The following is a 17,612-nucleotide window of genomic DNA, read 5'->3' as shown; positions in this document are numbered from 1 at the left end:
TCCAAGAGTTGCCAAGCCGATAGGCAAGTGTTCCCTATTCTACTTATCAACTTCTAAAATGCAACCCCACATAGACTGATTTAATCGCAGATGTTCGCCCAATGGCAACTAACGCTTGATAAACCATCGCTGCAACTTCGGCGCGTGTTGCTGAACGTAAAGGTGCAAGAACTTTTGGATCTGGATAGTTGACAACTATTCCCTGTTGTGTAGCAGTGGCAACGGCTGTTCGGGCGTAGTCAGGAATGGTATGACGATCGCTATATACTTCTAAAACATCGCGATCGACAGCTGGTAGTCCCAGTCCGTTTACTAAGGAGACAATCACCTGTAGCCGCTGCACACTTTGATCGGGGCGAAAAGTGCGATCGCTAAATCCACCAACAAAGCCACCGCTAGCCGCGATTTGGATAGCGCTATAAGCCCAAAAATCCTTGGGTACATCCGTAAAATCAGGTGCCGGGATTTTGGGAAATGGGTTAAAAGCGATCGCCACCAAATCTGCATACTGGGCGCGAGTCATGGGTTTATCTGGCTGGTAGCTACCATCGGCAAAAGCATGAGTTAAATCCATGCTCGCTAATGCCTGAATAAATGGTTTTGCCCAATGTCCGTTTAGTTCGGGAGACGTGGGAAGGGGGGAAGGGGGAGACAAGGGGACAGGGGGATAAGGGGACAAGGAAAGTTTTTGAGAAGGGGATTCTGTCGGGGTATCAAAGGGACTGGTGTTAACCGTTACTCGATTGCTTGGGAGTAATTCGATCAAGCCCTTGACTAGAGCAGGATTTAATTGATTACCTACGGAAACCAGCTTTTGTGTAGTGGCATTGTATAAATCAAATTCACTATGATCGCGAAAAATATTATCAGCGGAATCTTGGGTATTACCTAAATCAGGGACTGCATTGCCATTGACTAATAGACCACCTTGGGTATTGTTAATAATCAGATTTTGACGCAGCATAGGTTGGGCGTTACGAGAAAGTGCGATCGCCGTGCGATTTTCTGATAATTTATTATTTGCGATCGTCGGAGCGGCAAAGTCACTAATTGCTATGCCTAAAGGGTTTTTTTGAAATACATTTCGCAGTACTTCTCCTTGGCTATGACCTGCTATCACTAACCCGCTAGCAGTATTTTGCACAAATACGTTATCTAAAATTGTGGGTTTGGCAGTACCAGTGGTAAACACACCTTCCCGCCCACAGTTGCTCAGAGTGTTGTTACTTAAAGTAGGTGTAGCTGATTCAATCCAGATACCAGTACCTTTGGCTGAGGGATTGGTGACAGTTACACCTAAAAGACTGGCATTATCTACCAAGAGCAACGTAATATTTTGTATACCAAAACTGGGACTTTGATACTCGCCACTCCCGGAAATTACAATCCCTGCACCTTTGTTAGCTTCGTTACCCACCACTGTCGCCCCTCCAGGGACAATCAGCGGAAACACCTCACCACTGGCGGCGCTGTAAGTTCCCGACTCCAGATGAATTCTCGTCGGCATTTTGGTTACTTTTAAAGCACGGGTGAGGCTTTTAAACGGACTCAACCGTGAACCAGTATTGGTATCATTCCCTGTCATAGGGTTGACATAGAGTGTGACAACGAGGGTAGAGTTCACCATTGATAGTTGAGAGTCAATTGTTTTAATTATGACAATCGTAAATAACAATACTTGTAGCAAACTTTTTCACAGTAATATCCTTGTGTATAGAAAAAATATCCATCTGACTTTTTCTGGCAAGCAGATTCTGTGTACACACAAGTTATAAACTTTTGTGCAATATTCCAAGTTCTCATCTCAATGGCATTGTCAGTCGAAACAATGGCATTGTTAGTCAAAACAATGCCATTGCAACTCCAAAAGACTTGTGTGTAAGCTGTAGCGCCTGCAAAGAGGAGATTAAGGGAACCAGTGCAGTCTTCTCCCTTAACCCTCTTCTATCACTTTGGGGAAAGAAAAATAAATGTAGGTTAAGTTAAACAAAGTGAAACCCAACTTTTCTAAGGTCTTTGGGTGTTGGGTTTCGTTCCTCAACCCAACCTACGTCTAAATTGATAAAAGTCATGAGAAATAAGGGTTTTAGATTTTTCTCTACCGATAGTGATTAAAGAGGGTTAATCCTAGCCTCTTTTTTTGGCAGAGTATAGAAACGAGATTAAACATTCTCATCCAGAATAGTTCCTTCTATATTGGCTCCATCCAAATTGGCTCCGCTCAAATTTGTCTGGCTCAAATCTGCTTGAGTGAGATTTGCCTGGGATAAGTCCGCTACAGTTAAATCTGCACCACTTAAATCCGCTCCATCTAGATTTGCTGCTACCAAGTTTGCTTCCTGCAAATCTGCCTCACTCAATTTAGTTTCAATCAATTTAGCAACCGTCAAATTAGCATGACTCAAATTAGCTCCATCCAAGATAGCTCCATCCAAGATAGCTCCATCCAAAATAGCTTTGCTTAAGTTGCTATTACTGAGATCCGCATTGCTCAAATCTGCTCCATTTAAGTCTGCTTCAATCAAACTGGCGTCGGTTAAATTAGCGTGACTCAGATTAGCTCCATCTAAAATTGCTCGATCTAAAATTACGCCACTGAGATTGGCTTCTCTTAAGTTGGCCTCGCTCAAGTTGACACCAGTAAAGTCTCTGACACCTGCGGCATAGTTTTTCAGGAGTTGATCTGCTTTCATATCTGTCACTGTGCTAAGGAACGTTTAACTAATTCGTAATTCGTAATTTTTGAGTGTAATTGCCCTTTTTTTATATAATACGTGGCTTTATTTCAGTTTGGGTCTAAATAAGAGTCTGAAACAATCTTTAATTACGAATTACGTTAGCGCAGTAGTAGCAAGTCCGCAAGCGATCGATTATGAATAATTTTGGACTATCCAGACTAACACTAAATCCCCAGCACGCGCCACAGAGGATTAGTGTGATGAATGAAACTAGAGTGGATATTGAATCAACTTTGTCTAAATTAGCTATTTTTAACTACTAGCGCTACCACCTAGAGTTGTGAGTTAATTTCATACTTGGGAGGGATGTTGCTCACCTGAAAAATTTAAGTATTAACGTGAGTCTCCGTTGGAGACTCACGTTAAGCATTAGTCCAAAGCGATCGCTATACTTAATTCTGGTGTTCGTCTGGCAGAGGTTATGGCAAAACCAATTCCGATTCTTTTGCAGATTATGATTCTTACGACTGAAGCAGTATAGTTTATGTTTGCCCACCAACCACTACATCTCGAATTCGGAGGCTAGGGCCACCACAACCTACTGACAAGCCATTTTGCCCTCCCTTACCACAACCGCCAGATTCATCCCAGTAAAAATCATCACCAAGTGCCTCAATATCCGCTAAGGTTTGGAATACATTTCCTGAAAGCGTCACATCCCGGACAGGTTCAGCAATTTTGCCGTTCCTAATCATCCAGGCTTCCCCAGCACTAAAGGTGAACATTTCCCCATTCGTCATCCCACCCAACCAATTACGGGCATAAACTCCTTCTTTGATATCGGTAAATAAGTCTGCGACTGGTGTTTTACCCCGTTCAATCCAGGTATTTGTCATCCGCACAATAGGAGTAAAGTGATAGTTAAGACAGCGGGCGTTACCCGTAGGTGCTTCCTCCAATTTGCCAGCAGTTTCACGAGAATGTAAACGTCCCACTAAAATTCCATCTTTAATTAGTTGAGTAGTAGTGGCAGGTGTGCCTTCATCGTCGTAAAAATAGCTACCGCGATGCCCCTCTGGAGCCGCACCATCAAAAATTTGCAGTTCTTCTGGGCCAAACCGCCGTCCGATGGTCATAACTTCCAGCAAATCGGGGTTTTCGTAAGCCATATCAGCCTCAGAAAGATGTCCGAAGGCTTCGTGGACGAATAAACCCGTGAGAATTGGGTCAATGACTACGGTGTAAGTATTGCCTTTGACCGATGGTAGAGATAAAGCAGCGATCGCTCTTTGAGCCGCACCTTTTACCTGTTCATCCAAACCAGTTAAATCTTCGTAAGCTTTGCGAGAGCCAGTAGTTTCCCGTCCAGTTTGTACGGTTTCGCCATTTCTGGCGGTAGCGGCAAAGCGCATTTCCATATCCACCCAAGATTGCTCGATCGAAGTACCTTCTGAAGTAGCAATGATTACTTTTTGGGCGCTGTCACCGTAACGCACCGAGGTAGTGGTAATTCGGCGATCGACGCTTTTAAGCAATTGGGCATAGCGATCGCACAATTGTTTTTTCTGCGAGAGTGGGATGTTTCGGGGGTCAGTACCTTTTAGGGGTAGAATGCATACTGCTTGCACCGGGTCAATAGGTGCAAGTAAAGTTTCTTCATCACCAACCATCCGCGCAGCAGCGATCGCTTCTTCTATGCGATCTTTGATTGTTGCCAGCTGGTTAAAGCAGCTCAACCCCCATCCGCCTTTATAACAAGCGCGAATATGTCCACCAATGGAGAGACCTTCACTAAGGGTTTCTACCTTGTCGCCACGCAACAAGATATCAGTCCCTTCTGCTTCTTCAAGGCGAATCATCAGATAATCTACACGCTTAGAGTAGCGGGCGATCAGGTCAGAAAGTAAATTTTGTGCGTCAGTAAGTGTAGTCGGCATTTCCAATTAGTAACAATGACGAACTGCATTTATTTTGCAATTATTTGGGGAATTTCTGCTAATCAATATTATGAGGGAACTGAAGACTGAAGACTGAAACTGGGACTAGGGATTAAATTCTTCCCAATACCTAATACCTAATTCCCAATCCCCAATCTTGCCCGTAGCCCGTCTGTTTCTTAGTACTTCCTTTTACACGGTGGGTAAGAACTGAATGATGTGCTAAGGTAATCAAGTGAGAATAAAATTCGGTTACATTGTTTGTTTTTAGTATTGACAGGCTTTTCCCTTTTGGTCTTAACAAGCTTGCCTCCGAAATCTAAATCTCTACACACCTATGATTTTGGAGATAATGCATGTCAATTTATGTAGGTAATCTATCCTACGAGGTCACACAAGATGACCTCAATTCTGTGTTTGCCGAACACGGTACTGTAAAGCGGGTTCAGTTACCTACTGACCGTGAAACAGGACGTCCACGCGGCTTTGCCTTTGTAGAGATGGGCACAGAAGCTGAAGAAACAGCTGCCATTGATGCTCTTGATGGAGCTGAATGGATGGGACGCGACCTCAAAGTGAATAAGGCTAAACCAAAGGAAGATAGAGGTGGTTCTTTTGGTGGCGATCGTCGCGGCGGTGGTGGCGGTGGATACAATAGATCGCGCTACTAAGCTTTAAGATCAAAAATTAAGTTTTAATGTCTAAAGGGCAGATAATGATTCTGCCCTTTCTTTTTGCGCTCCGGTCTACTGGATGGCTTAAATTGCCCAGTACCAATTAAGTAAGAGATGATACAATACGCTTGGGTTAAGGAGAATCGTAGAATCGTAGGTTGGGTTGAGGAACGAAACCCAACATTTTCAGTGGTTTGTTGGGTTTCACTTCGTTCAACCCAACCTACACAGTTTATCGTTGTTGACGCTAACCCAAGCGTATTGGAAGATGATAAAGATTCTTAGCTGTCGAAAAGGCGATCGCCGTACTCCAAAGGAGAATCTAATACACTAAATTTTGAACTTCAAAAACCTTGGCTGATATAAGCTATCTATCAAAATCATTATAAATTTGTTTGAGTTACTGCTATTCTGTATCAATTAGAATTTCCAGGGGTAACTAATACCAACTCAATCCAGCAACCGTGATTCACGTCACTCCTAGAAGTGATGTGAATCACGGCTACTGAGGACTGAAATCACAAATGAAGCAAGCGAACGCTCCAGGTGCTGTCTTCGTAGCCAGCCTTTGGCATCGCTTTTGCTCCTCTTTTTTTGCAAGTGAAGCATCCTGAAAAATTTTTCATATTCCCGCAACTGCTAGTTGACCACGAGCAAGTTTATTCATCAAGTCTGCTGCATCATCAATGGGGTTGGCTATAGAAACAGAGAGTCTACGCGGTGTATTAGCCAGTTGTAAGATGCGATCGGAGATTTAAATGGTGTTCTAATTGACCAAGCTGCCAAATGCCAAAGCGATTGCCATTTCTGAAAGCTGGCTTTGAATGGCTCTTTATCTTCTTCTTTGGGCAAGGAAGCCCAACCCGATGGTCGTCAAGAATCCAAAGCTTAAAAGGGCATTTTCGACCAACGGTGATAAAGTCTTCACATGATTGACGTGAAGGAGGTCTTGGATAACGCCTGGAATGCTAAAGCCAACAACAACCGAATACACCCAGAACCACCAACGACCTGGGTCATTTCCACGACGATAATAGGTACTAATCCACACAAAGATGTATCCTAACAAAATCGTGCCATGCAGTCCGAGACTCCGCCAGGGATTCGCGTAGGGGAGAGGACGAAAGTATATCCACCACACCCACCATAACACCGCTAATACCGCAACGAGACCCCAACTCAACCACGAAAACCACCGATTATTGTTATTCACAAGTCTGCACCTCAATTTCTTTATTCTTCTATCTTGTATGTGGAGAAATGAATTTCATTTAGATTTAGATATAGTTAGGACTTACGCACAAGTTACGGAATAACGAACCGCAGAGGCACAGAGAAGCCAGTGCGTTGGGCGGGTTCCCCGACTTGTAGCAACTGGCGCGGCACGGAGAAATCAGAGTTTGAGAGATATTTTGCGTAAGTCCTAATAGTGTTGAAGCATTATTAGATATTAGATTCACGACCCCAACACCAAATTCCTGAAAAATTTTTCATAACCTGCCCCTACAACTTGACCAATGCCTAAATAAAAACCACCCGTTATCGGGTGGGTGTTAGGTAATTTTGTTTCAGTAGTTGAAATTCAAAGCAAAGCGACCTTAGCAGCACTCGTTTAATCTCTGTCTTTCATTTCAGCCAAAGTTTTATCAAGCCTATCGTTAGCTTCCTTGGCAAACCGAATGCATTGCACACTCGTCGCCATTCCCTCAACGACAGTAAACGTTCCTTCTGTAACTTTGCCTGACAACAGCAATCCGGCTCCTATCAGGCTAATGCAAGCAGATAAAGCAGTGGTAATTAGGAATAAGCTGTACCAATCAATGCCAATAAAAAACCCTCAAGCAAAGATGAGGGCTAGTACTTTGTCATAGCAACTTTGCGGAGTAAACCAAGTTTTTGAACCTCGCTTTTCCTCCTACTCTGCGTTCTCTGCGCCTCTGTGGTTCGTTCCCTTACCCCTCAAACTTTGTGTGACAAAGTACTAGGCAGTTTTTTTTGCTAGAGATATCAGCTCAATTCCTTTTAAGCACGAGCACGCGTAATCTGAGTAGTATCAAAGTCTTGTAGCCGAGTCATATTTCCACTGTTCTTGTCAACAATATACACAGCATTAGGTGTCTCATATCTCATAGCTCCAAAGGCCAGGAGTTGACCTGTTGCAGAGCAAACTAAGCTTTGTAAGCCATTATTCCATGCTTGACCATTAACTTTCAATTGTCCTAGTTTAATGGGCTTTTTTTGATTTGAATCTAGCTGCACCAGAGTTGTATCACCATACGCACCAACTATAGAGCTATAAAGTATTCCATCTGGGCACTCAGCTAAATTGTCGACCCGCTCATCGTCCAGGAATTTAATCTTATTAATAGAACTTATCTCTCCTGTTTGAAGGTTAATATCTACCAATTTGATCGGTGGTGTACCGTTCTTCTTACCTACTAGACCAATGAGTCGCCCATCGTTAGTACCTAGCAAGCTCCCAAGCTGTTGATTTTGTTTAAGTCCTGAGACTATCAAAGTTTTTACAAGCGTACCCAAAAATGTAATGCGAGTAGGTGTTGCCTGTCTTTGACTAATCGCAACCGGAGTAATGGCTACAACAAGTGTGCCATCGCTTAAAGAGGTAAAACCACTCAATATCTCATTAGGCTCTAATAGAGGTGTACTTTTATCTGTAAGTACCTGAGCCTTTCCTGTAATTAAGGATTGCAAAACTAGTCCTACAGGCTTAATATCTGTGCGAATATCTGTGCTTACACTGTTTAGGGCAGTGTTCTCTACTAATTCAGTAGTGTTTACCTCTGTAATAGCCGTTTGGTCAGTAATAACCATCGGGCTGGAACCTATACCTACAATATTTAAACTTGGTGTTTCTGCCAAGGCTTTCTTGGTGAGATAACTAAGTCCAGATACTACAGTTCCAGCAAGTGCCAACTGTCCAAACTGTCGACGTGATAGCTTGTAATTCATATTTTCCTTCCTAGAATTAATGATTTTTATTAGGTAGCAGTGCGAACATAAACAGATAAGGCTAATATATTTGCGTCCAGGTTGCTACTGAGGGTGTTCCATTGTTGTCACTAATAAAAAGCATGTACCAGCCTGGAGGTGCGATGTTTCGATTGTTTATCACCGTGACCTTAAGAGAAGTAGCGTTTCTAGAAGTAATCGGTGCATCCACTAACCTTTGTTCTGTATCGCAAGAATGGGTAGTTGCCATTGGTCTAATAAAACTAACCCATTTAATATTCGCAGCCTGGGGTGTCTGAATCGTAAATTGCTGCCCGTAGGTCACTATTTGAGGAGCCCTCTGAATAACTGGTCGCGATCGCGACATATATGCAGGACTGTAGATTTCTAATCGCAGTTCATTTACCCTCCGTTGAGGGTTCCCCCCAGCTGTGACGACCCTACCATCTGGTAAGAGCAAGGCCACTGAGTGATATACGCGGGGGACATTTTGTTTAGCTACTACTGTCCAAGTATTTGTAGCTGGATTGTAGATTTCTGCTGGCAGCATTGATTGTGTTGTGTCCTCATTCATTTTGCTACCATTGCAAACAAACACTGTGCGATCGGGCAACAAAACTGCGCTGTGATGCATTCGGGCATAGTTTAAAGGCTTTGCTGCTACGTAAGTTGGATTACTAGCTTTTAAATCGACAATATTTACCCTCTTTGTTGCTGTCTTACCACTACCCCCACCGAGAATCATCACCTTTTGATCTTGTGCAGGTGGTAAAAGCACACTGGCACCTTGATCGCCAAAAGCTGCGTCTTGCAGCCCTGTCACCACTTTTTCTGTAATGGATTGTGTAAATGTCTCTGGCAGGGTTAATATCCTTGGTGTCACTCCAGTACCACCCATCTGAGCACCTGAATAAAAAATTTTTCCACTATTTAGTAGAAACAGATGCCCGTATGCCGGTAAAGCACTCGTTGTTGGAAAAGCGTTCCAACCATTTGGAAAGAAAGCAGAATAAATTTCTGGTTGTCTATTGAGCTTGCCATCTTTATCCAGCCCAGACACTGCTAAGACTCGACCGCTGCCTAGTGTTAACACAGTAGGATACCAGCGACCATTATTCATTGATAGTTTCTTGACCCATTTCTCAGCAATGGGATCGAACATCAGAGCATAGGGTGAACCATAAAATGGGTCATAGCGCAAAGTTCCACCTGCAACCAGTAACATCCCATCAGGGCGGAAGGAGTGACCAGCGCAAAAAAGATCCATAGGTTGATTGTTACTATCCAATGGAGGCGCTTGACGGGAAAAGGTTCCCTTGTTTATATGCCAGATTACACTGTCATAGGGAGTATTTAACTGATTGGGATCGTTACCTGAGCCACAGAAAAAGAATATCTTACCAGTACGAAGTAGAGCGGCATGTATAGGTAGGATTGGAGCACTGTACGACAATACTTGCCATTTATCTGTAGTAGTAGCCAGAGCAATGGAAGTCCCTAAATCTGTTTCCTCTTGAAGGTTAGTCTTGTTATTAGGTTGAGTCACTTTATTTACAATTATTCCTACGTGAACTTGATTTTTTGTACTTTATTTTATAAATTTATTTCTCAATTCATATCTATACTTCTTTAGGCTTATTTAGCGTTAAGATATGATGTGTTTTATAAGAAGGAAATGTAAAATCAGCCTTCTAATATAGTAATTGCGCTATCAATCATCCATCCTGTAGAGCATCTAATTAAGCCTGAAATACATTGCTACTATCAAGAATACTACATCTCGTTGATAAACTTTTTTCATATTTTATTTTCTCACAGAAGAAAATAAAAATTTTTGGTTTTGCGGCCTCAATTTGTGAAATTATCGAAAATCCTAGTCACTTTTGGATAATCAGATAAATTAATAAAAATCTTGTATAGTAGGGGTTTTGTAGGTTAAAACTAGCAACATTAATTTGTGAACGTATATTAATCAAGAATAATTATCCAAGACCATCTGTGTCCCTACAACTATTTAATGTGGCGGATTACTTCGGCAACTGACCAAGCTTGAGCGATCGCTCCTCTGGGTGTGTGAGGTGAATCGCCATCAAAAATCTCAGAAATAGAACCAAGACAAGCGTCAAATAAAAAGTGTTCTAGCAAGGGTTGCCAATCAAAAGGCAGCGCTTGTTGTGGATAAAAACGTTGCCAAGCCCGAATATATGGGCCAATTAGCCAAGTCCAAACAGTGCCTTGGTGATAAGCGCGATCGCGTTGCTGTTGATTGCCCTCATATTTCCCTTTATATTCGGGATCTCCTGAATCGAGACTGCGAAGACCATAAGGTGTGAGCAAGCTAGTAGTTGCCAAATCTAATATCTGACACCCTTGCTGTTCAGAAAACCCACAATGGTGTAGCGACAGCGCCAAAACGGCATTCGGACGAATTTGAAAATTCCGGCGATCGTCCGGCTCAATAGTATCGTACAGATAACCTAGCTGAGGATTCCAGAATTTTTGCAGTGAGGTTTTCACGTGTTGTGCTTGGTTAGCATAACGCTGTGCTTGCTTAGTGAGACGCACTGGTGAGCCATATTCCATTTGGCTCAAGCGCTCTGCCCACTGACTCAGCCAACATAGAGCAGAATACCACAGCGCATTGATTTCCACTGGCTTCCCATAACGGGGTGTGACGGGGTGTGCCCCAATTACCACATCCATCCAGGTGAGAGCTACACCACGAGCATCCCAACTAACTAGCCCATCCGTAGCATCGACCTGGATATTGAAATGTGTACCACCGACAAATGCTTTATAGATTTGCTGTACTACAGGGAATTGCTCTGCCAAAAAATCCCAGTCTTGGGTAGCTTCCAAATAAAGTCCTAAAGTTTCAATCCACCACAATGCCGCATCAATACTGTTATAAATTGGTTCGCCATTGAGATCGGGAAATGCAGTCGCAATCAAACCGTGGCGACAATAATGCCCAAAAGTTCGCAATACTCCTTTTGCTAGGTCAAAGCGCTGTGGAACTAGTGCCAACCCCGGTAAAGCGATTAATGTATCGCGTCCCCAGTCATTAAACCAGTGATAACCAGCAATGACCGTGGGACCTGCAATTGAGGCTCGATAGACGATAAACCGATCGCTTGCTTTGAGTAGTTGTTGCCAAATTGGAGAGTGGGCATTGGGCATTGGGCATTGGGGAGGCAGTGCGCCCTTGCGGTTTCCCGACTTGAAGCAACTGCCGTCATGGAGAAGAGACAAAGGAGACAAGATAGAAGGGGGAGACAAGGGAGAGATTTTCAATAATTCCTCCTTGTCCCCCTTGTCTCCCCTGCTTCCCTGCTCCTCTGCTCCCGTACCTCTCTCTCTCCATCCAAAAATCTGTGAGAGCCTTTCTTGCTCTGCCTCCACAGCTTCTGTGAAGGTTTTGAGGGTGAGAACACTTGGCACGGAGTCGGGAAAACCGACTCGTGCTTCCAAAGTCACCGTATCTCCTGGTTGAAGTGTGACTATCAAGTAACCAGGACTGTGGAGGTCTTCCTTGTCGCCTAACCCCCGTTTTGTCTCCTCAGACAATCTATAATCCCAATACCAAACTGCATCTGGTTGATAATTTCCTTGTGTCCAACGCAAGTGCCAAGGTATGCCGAAGCGCCCAGAATTGATTGCTTGTAGACAGACTTGCTGTTGCCCTAGCAATTGTGAAAACTGTAATTCTTGACTAGCAGTTTGCTGGTGGTGAAAGTCACGTTCTGCTATCAACAGTCGCAACCGTAAAATAGCTGTTTCACTTCCCTCATAGCGATACTGGATTAAAATTCGATGGCAAAATTGGGCATTGGGCCATTGCTTATCCTCCCTTGTCTCCTTGTCCCCTTGTCCCCTTGTCCCTTTGTCCCCAATCCCCAATCCCCAGCCCCCAGTCTCCACCAAACCATAGGGCATCAACAATTGTCTGGTTAATTGCCAGTTATCTTGACCCCAAGTCCATTTGGGAACTGGGTTAATATCAAAACGGCGTAGCTGTTCGTAACCTGTTGGCTCAATCTCACCGTTACCCCAAACATTTGTCCCCAGTGCCACAACGCTCCCTAATATTTCCAAGCTAGCTTCTAGGTGCGAAAACAGCAGAGTCCTTCCAGAAGGTGGGTTTGTCGCGGCAAACAGCCAACCATGATAGGTGCGCGTGCGGACATCAGAAACTGTACCACTGGCAAAACTTCCCAAGCCATTGGTAAGCAACCATTCTCTTGTATCTAAATCAGGCATTTGCTACTCAAAATCGTTATGAGTATGATATAGTCGTAACAGATCGTAATTAAATTGTGAGAGCGTGGATGGGTAAGTTTTACTTGACCCAAATTCCAACGCTACTAAATCGATAAAGGAGAATTAGGTTAATGTCCCTCACTTACGGAACCGAAGGAAGCCTCCGCGTTGGTCAACAAGCTCCCGATTTCGCAGCAACGGCTGTGGTAGATCAGGAATTTAAGACAATCAAACTTTCCGATTATCGCGGTAAGTATGTCGTCCTGTTTTTCTACCCACTAGACTTTACCTTTGTTTGTCCCACTGAAATCACAGCATTTAGCGATCGCTACGAAGAATTTAAGAAAATCAATACTGAAGTCCTTGGGACTTCCGTTGACAGTGAATTCTCTCACCTCGCTTGGATTCAAACAGATCGTAAGTCTGGTGGAGTTGGCGACCTGAATTATCCTCTAGTCTCCGACATCAAGAAAGAGATTAGCGCCGCTTACAACGTTCTTGACCCAGCAGCAGGCATTGCCTTGCGTGGTCTGTTCATCATCGATAAAGATGGTATCATACAGCACGCCACCATTAACAATCTAGCTTTTGGTCGTAGCGTTGATGAAACCCTGCGGACATTACAAGCAATTCAGTATGTTCAGTCTCACCCTGATGAAGTTTGCCCAGCTGGTTGGCAACCTGGTGACAAGACAATGAATCCTGACCCAGTGAAGTCTAAAGTCTATTTCTCTGCTGTCTAAATTCCGCTAGCTAAAAAACTCTAATCCAGCCTTTTAGAGTTGAAAGCAAAATCAATGAAAACCACAGATAAACAGAGATACACATTAAACAATGTCAACCTCCGTCATATATCTGTGGTTTTTTTCTAAAATTGTATTTAAATCAAGAATCAAGGTGAAAAATATGCTGACTTCAACTGACTTTAGTGGCTTATTAAATGAGCGATTCTTCCGCAATTTTTTACCAGTCCCAGCTAGCAATCAACTCAGATTGGGAGTGGGAACACCAGACTTTCAATTGCCAGATATTACCAACGGAACTTTAGTAAAATTGTCTGATTATAAAGGCAAACAACCAGTGTTACTTGCCTTTACTCGCATCTTTACCGAAAAGCAATATTGCCCTTTCTGTTTTCCTCACATCAAAGCTTTGAATAAAAACTACGAACAATTTAAAAACCGCGGTATAGAAGTTTTAATGATTACTAGTACCGATGAACGGCAGAGTCAAATAGTTGTGAAAGATTTAAGTATAAAAATGCCACTATTGAGCGATCCTAGTTGTCGAGTGTTTCATAAATATCAAGTAGGACAAGCACTAGGAGCGCCTTTACCAGCACAGTTTGTATTAGATAAAGAAGGAAAACTGCGCTACTGGCATTTATTTTCTTTTTTGGATCATAATGCTAGTGTTGAGACATTGTTAGAACAATTTAATTAAGTATAAGGTGTAAAATTGGCAATATTCGCCCCACTTATAAAGCTGTGAGGTTTTCTCATGCTGACACTTTACCACGCACCGATTTCTCCCAACTCACGCCGCGTCTGGATTACTCTACTGGAAAAAGGACTTGAGTTTGAATTGGTGGAGATAAAACTGGATGGGGAGCAGTTTCAACCAGAATTTTTGGCAATTAATCCCTTCCATCACATTCCAGTGTTGGTAGATGACGGTTTTAATCTAGTGGAATCTTTGGCAATTCTGGACTATTTAGAGGCAAAATATCCTACACCTGCGATGTTGCCTAAAGACGCCAAGGATTTAGCGATCGCACGGATGGTACAACTAGTAACTGTAAACGATCTTTTGCCAGCAACCACCACCTTTTTACCTCAGTTTCTCGGCTTGGCTGGAGGAGATCCAGCAAAAATCGAGAAGGCAGAGCATAAAATTGCCACAGTGCTGAAGTTTTTTGAAAATTTATTAGACGATCGCCCTTACTTTGCTAGTCACCACCTCACTCTCGCCGAGGTTGTGGCTGGGACTGTAGTCAATGTGCTGCCAAGTGTAGGCATTTCCTTAAGTGAATATCCAAAATTAAATACTTGGTGCGATCGTTTAGTAACACGTCCAACGTGGCAAGCTACCGAGGCTACACTGGAGGCAATAGAAGCGTTTAAGTCTATTGTTATGGCGAGAATGGCGCAGTAAATTCACAATTAATTAATTTAGAGACGCGAAACTGCACTTTGTAGCGCTTTGCTTGGCGTCTCTAAAATCCAAAATATTCACAGCCTGAATTGGTTCAAATGACTACGGGGATTATAAGTACGTATAGCGCGGATTTTTTCATAATATTCCCGCTCTTGTTGGCTGAGGTCTTTTGGTGGAACGATCGCCACTTTCACTAACTGATCGCCGCGTCCACCTTTAGGGAGGGGCCAACCTTTGCCACGTAAACGTAGAGATTGACCAGAACGCACTCCTGCTGGTAGTTTGACATTAACTGAACCATCAGGAGTGGGTACATCAATAGACGCTCCCAGGGTAGCTTCATCTGGTGTGATTGGCACTTCGCATACCAAGTTATCGCCTTCCATTTGGAAGAACGTGTGCGGCTGAAGTTCGACTTTTAAGTATAAATCCCCCCGTTGTTGAGTCATGGGGTTGATCTGACCTTTGCCCCGCACCCGTAAGCGAGTACCAGTTTTCGCCCCAGATGGGATGCTGACATCTATTGTTTCATTACCTAAACTGAAGCGCTTTTTCACACCATTAAATGCTTCAGTAAAAGTTAGAGCGATCGCAGCTTCACTATCCTGGGCACTACCCACACTTCCATCTTGAAACCCAAAATCGTTAAAGCTGCTGTTAAAATTAGTTGAGGTGCCTGGAGAAGTGCGGTAAGAGTAACTTCGTGAGTGACTTTGGCGCCCCGCACCACGAGGGGTAGCACCACCAAAGCGTCCTAGCAACTCATTAATAAACTCATCAAAATTGCCGTATTGACTGAAGTCAAAGTTACCCATATCGGGGCCAGCGCCGCCAGATGGGAAACCTTCACCAGCTTGTTTCCAATATTGACCGAATTGGTCATACTTTTTGCGTTTATCTGGGTCTGATACAACTTCATAGGCTTCGCTAACTTCTTTGAAGCGTGCCTCTGCCTGTTTATTGTTTGGGTTGACATCAGGGTGATATTTGCGGGCTAGTTTGCGAAAGGCTTGTTTAATTTCCTCTGAACTGGCAGTCTTACTGACTCCCAAAATAGCATAATAGTCTTTGAAGTCGGTTGCAGCCATCTACCAGCCTCCTATAGAAATTCCCGTTATGTTTTTTTTTAGATGAGAGATGTTTAATTTGCTTGGTATAGTGCCAAACAAAATAGAATCTGATTTTAAATTAACAAAAAATATAGAAAATTAAGTGTGGTTCTCGCTCACCAAAGGATCGCAATTTCCGTACTCCGATTTTTCTGATAAGCGGCTCAGGCTATCTAGTCCTTCTTGCCGGCTTGGGGGAGCATCCCGGAGTTGACGGTGCATCCGCAAAATAATTTCTTCAGGAACTTGGCGCGATCGCTTTTTATTCCGTGCCAAACACAGCCAAACTGGTGTATCTACCCAAATTCCCCTAATGTGGTTAAAGCCCTGGTTACGGGCTAAAGCAATGATTTCACGACGATGGCGGCGCTGGGCATTGGTGGCATCAAAAATAGCTATATTAGTTGTGGAAATAGCTTGCTGAAATTGCCGCTCAATTTCGCGCCAAATCAGCAGCCACGGCCCTTGAACGGCTTGGGAACCGAACAATTGCCCCCGAATGGCATCTGTAGAAATTAGCGCCATTTGGGGGCATTCTGCCAGTAATTGTTTTGCCAAAGTTGACTTCCCACTACCTGGAAGACCAATCAGCAGAATGAGTTTAGTCATTAGTCCTTTGTCCGTTGTCCTTTGTCCTTTGTTGCTTGTAACTATTAACCAATGACCAATGACCAATGACCAATGACTAATGACTAATGACTAAATGATGGTTCCATCAGGAATTACAGCATTTTTCAGCACGACAACGATGCCACTACGGATGTAGAAACCTTGACTTTCGCGGTCAGCTTCTTGCACGTTATCTTTATTGATGATTTTGACATCGTGACCGATACTGGCGTTTTTATCAATGATGGCACCGCGAATAATCGAGTCAGTACCAATACCTACAGGAATGTCACCTTTTTCAACATTACATTGACGTTCTACAGAAGCTTGATAAAAATCTGCACCCATGAGTAGGGACTCTTCGATGACACAACCAGATTCAATTCGCGATCGCACTCCCAATACTGAATGTTGAATGCGGCAATTTTTCAAAATACAACCTTCGCCGATAATTGATTCTGTTACCTGGCAATCTAAAAGTTTACTTGGAGGTAAGTAGCGGGCACGGGTATAAATTGGCGCTTTTTCATCGTAGAAACTAAAGGGTGGCTGAGGCTGCTGAGTTAGAGCTAAATTGGCATGATAAAATGCTTCGATTGTTCCAATATCTTCCCAGTAGTCATCAAAAAGGTAAGCTTGAACGTTGTAATCTTTAGAGGCATCAGGAATAATTTCTTTGCCGAAATCAGTCCTTTCTATACCCTCTCTCAACAACTTGAACAAAACCTCTTTTTTAAAGACATAAATCCCCATTGAAGCGATGTAAGGCTGTTGCTGGGCTTGTTCTTTTGATAATCCCAGTACACTTGTATCAACTTGCATTTGGAGTAACGCTTCACCTTTGGGTTTTTCGCTAAAATCGATTACCCTACCAGAATCGTCAATTTTCATCAAGCCAAAATCTGAGGCGCGACGCTCATCGATAGGGATGACTGAGAGAGTAATATCAGCCCCCGTTTCCCTATGGCGCTGGATAAACTGGCGATAATCCATGCGGTAGAGGTGATCGCCTGAGAGAATTAGATATTCTTCTACATCCCATTCTTCCATTAACCACAGGTACTGACGTACAGCATCGGCTGTACCTTGGAACCAGTTAGGGTTTTCTGGTGTTTGTTGTGCTGCTAGCACTTCCACAAACCCTTCATTGAAGCCAGTAAAGTTGTAGGTACGGGCGATGTGACGATTCAGGGAAGCTGAGTTGAATTGTGTCAGGAC

The 17,612-nt window shown here is 43.4% G+C and carries 15 protein-coding genes; 4 read left to right on the top strand and 11 right to left on the bottom strand.

Annotated features, from left to right (window positions below; translation table 11 throughout):
• Positions 1-46: 46 nt before the first annotated feature.
• The 3 genes from V7K41_RS32150 to V7K41_RS32140 all read right to left on the bottom strand — a co-directional run bounded on the left by V7K41_RS32150 (position 47) and on the right by V7K41_RS32140 (position 4,615).
• Positions 47-1,627 carry a DUF1565 domain-containing protein gene (locus V7K41_RS32150; RefSeq protein ID WP_334854552.1) on the bottom strand — a complete coding sequence of 527 codons (1,581 nt, stop codon included), beginning with the start codon at positions 1,625-1,627 and terminating at the stop codon, positions 47-49.
• A 535-nt stretch (positions 1,628-2,162) separates the two neighbouring features.
• The gene (locus tag V7K41_RS32145) at positions 2,163-2,693 is read right to left on the bottom strand and encodes a pentapeptide repeat-containing protein (protein ID WP_334854551.1); all 531 of its coding nucleotides are present in this window, start codon (positions 2,691-2,693) and stop codon (positions 2,163-2,165) included.
• A 527-nt stretch (positions 2,694-3,220) separates the two neighbouring features.
• On the bottom strand, positions 3,221-4,615 hold the full coding sequence (locus V7K41_RS32140; protein ID WP_334854550.1) for a TldD/PmbA family protein: 1,395 nt from the start codon (positions 4,613-4,615) through the stop codon (positions 3,221-3,223).
• Between the two features lie 356 nt (positions 4,616-4,971).
• Between V7K41_RS32140 and V7K41_RS32135 the strand changes: the two genes are divergently transcribed.
• Entirely contained in the window at positions 4,972-5,286 is a 315-nt protein-coding gene (locus V7K41_RS32135) for an RNA recognition motif domain-containing protein (RefSeq protein ID WP_334854549.1), read from the top strand.
• Between the two features lie 835 nt (positions 5,287-6,121).
• Here the strand turns inward: V7K41_RS32135 and V7K41_RS32130 are convergent.
• The 5 genes from V7K41_RS32130 to V7K41_RS32110 form a co-directional block, all read right to left on the bottom strand.
• Positions 6,122-6,517, bottom strand: a complete 396-nt coding sequence (locus V7K41_RS32130; protein ID WP_334854548.1) for a hypothetical protein — start codon at positions 6,515-6,517, stop codon at positions 6,122-6,124.
• Positions 6,518-6,901: 384 nt separating this feature from the next.
• Complete coding sequence (locus tag V7K41_RS32125) at positions 6,902-7,087, bottom strand: TRADD-N-associated membrane domain-containing protein (RefSeq protein ID WP_334854572.1); 186 nt, start codon at positions 7,085-7,087, stop codon at positions 6,902-6,904.
• A 224-nt stretch (positions 7,088-7,311) separates the two neighbouring features.
• The gene (locus V7K41_RS32120) at positions 7,312-8,259 is read right to left on the bottom strand and encodes a hypothetical protein (RefSeq protein WP_334854547.1); all 948 of its coding nucleotides are present in this window, start codon (positions 8,257-8,259) and stop codon (positions 7,312-7,314) included.
• A gap of 61 nt (positions 8,260-8,320) precedes the next feature.
• Complete coding sequence (locus V7K41_RS32115; protein ID WP_334854546.1) at positions 8,321-9,805, bottom strand: galactose oxidase-like domain-containing protein; 1,485 nt, start codon at positions 9,803-9,805, stop codon at positions 8,321-8,323.
• A gap of 464 nt (positions 9,806-10,269) precedes the next feature.
• A complete protein-coding gene (locus V7K41_RS32110) occupies positions 10,270-12,519 on the bottom strand; it encodes an amylo-alpha-1,6-glucosidase (protein WP_334854545.1) in 2,250 nt (749 codons plus the stop codon).
• A gap of 131 nt (positions 12,520-12,650) precedes the next feature.
• Between V7K41_RS32110 and V7K41_RS32105 the strand changes: the two genes are divergently transcribed.
• The 3 genes from V7K41_RS32105 (at position 12,651) to V7K41_RS32095 (ending at position 14,673) form a co-directional block, all read left to right on the top strand.
• The gene (locus V7K41_RS32105) at positions 12,651-13,262 is read left to right on the top strand and encodes a peroxiredoxin (protein ID WP_334854544.1); all 612 of its coding nucleotides are present in this window, start codon (positions 12,651-12,653) and stop codon (positions 13,260-13,262) included.
• Between the two features lie 163 nt (positions 13,263-13,425).
• Complete coding sequence (locus V7K41_RS32100) at positions 13,426-13,962, top strand: peroxiredoxin family protein (protein ID WP_334854543.1); 537 nt, start codon at positions 13,426-13,428, stop codon at positions 13,960-13,962.
• Positions 13,963-14,019: 57 nt separating this feature from the next.
• Positions 14,020-14,673, top strand: coding sequence for a glutathione S-transferase family protein (locus V7K41_RS32095; protein WP_334854542.1), 654 nt, complete (start codon positions 14,020-14,022; stop codon positions 14,671-14,673).
• Positions 14,674-14,750: 77 nt separating this feature from the next.
• On the opposite strand, the gene V7K41_RS32090 is transcribed toward V7K41_RS32095, so the two are convergent.
• The 3 genes from V7K41_RS32090 to V7K41_RS32080 form a co-directional block, all read right to left on the bottom strand.
• Complete coding sequence (locus tag V7K41_RS32090; protein ID WP_334854541.1) at positions 14,751-15,764, bottom strand: DnaJ C-terminal domain-containing protein; 1,014 nt, start codon at positions 15,762-15,764, stop codon at positions 14,751-14,753.
• 120 nt (positions 15,765-15,884) lie between these two features.
• Entirely contained in the window at positions 15,885-16,394 is a 510-nt protein-coding gene (locus V7K41_RS32085; RefSeq protein ID WP_334854540.1) for an AAA family ATPase, read from the bottom strand.
• A 90-nt stretch (positions 16,395-16,484) separates the two neighbouring features.
• The coding region (locus V7K41_RS32080) for a glucose-1-phosphate adenylyltransferase (protein ID WP_334854539.1) at positions 16,485-17,612 on the bottom strand (1,128 nt) is incomplete at its 5' end.

The sequence above is a fragment of the Nostoc sp. genome (assembly GCF_036917415.1).
GTDB lineage: Bacteria > Cyanobacteriota > Cyanobacteriia > Cyanobacteriales > Nostocaceae > Nostoc.
The sequence above is the reverse complement of the archived record's forward strand: the minus strand, read 5'-3'. Positions and strand labels throughout refer to the sequence as shown.

Bases quoted from the DNA above. Each gene is read 5' to 3' on its own strand.
- V7K41_RS32095 (WP_334854542.1), top strand. From the start codon at position 14,020: ATGCTGACACTTTACCACGCACCGATTTCTCCCAACTCACGCCGCGTC.
- V7K41_RS32135 (WP_334854549.1), top strand. From the start codon at position 4,972: ATGTCAATTTATGTAGGTAATCTATCCTACGAGGTCACACAAGATGAC.
- V7K41_RS32145 (WP_334854551.1), bottom strand. From the start codon at position 2,693: ATGAAAGCAGATCAACTCCTGAAAAACTATGCCGCAGGTGTCAGAGAC.
- V7K41_RS32100 (WP_334854543.1), top strand. From the start codon at position 13,426: ATGCTGACTTCAACTGACTTTAGTGGCTTATTAAATGAGCGATTCTTC.
- V7K41_RS32140 (WP_334854550.1), bottom strand. From the start codon at position 4,615: ATGCCGACTACACTTACTGACGCACAAAATTTACTTTCTGACCTGATC.
- V7K41_RS32085 (WP_334854540.1), bottom strand. From the start codon at position 16,394: ATGACTAAACTCATTCTGCTGATTGGTCTTCCAGGTAGTGGGAAGTCA.
- V7K41_RS32090 (WP_334854541.1), bottom strand. From the start codon at position 15,764: ATGGCTGCAACCGACTTCAAAGACTATTATGCTATTTTGGGAGTCAGT.
- V7K41_RS32105 (WP_334854544.1), top strand. From the start codon at position 12,651: ATGTCCCTCACTTACGGAACCGAAGGAAGCCTCCGCGTTGGTCAACAA.
- V7K41_RS32120 (WP_334854547.1), bottom strand. From the start codon at position 8,259: ATGAATTACAAGCTATCACGTCGACAGTTTGGACAGTTGGCACTTGCT.
- V7K41_RS32150 (WP_334854552.1), bottom strand. From the start codon at position 1,627: ATGGTGAACTCTACCCTCGTTGTCACACTCTATGTCAACCCTATGACA.
- V7K41_RS32110 (WP_334854545.1), bottom strand. From the start codon at position 12,519: ATGCCTGATTTAGATACAAGAGAATGGTTGCTTACCAATGGCTTGGGA.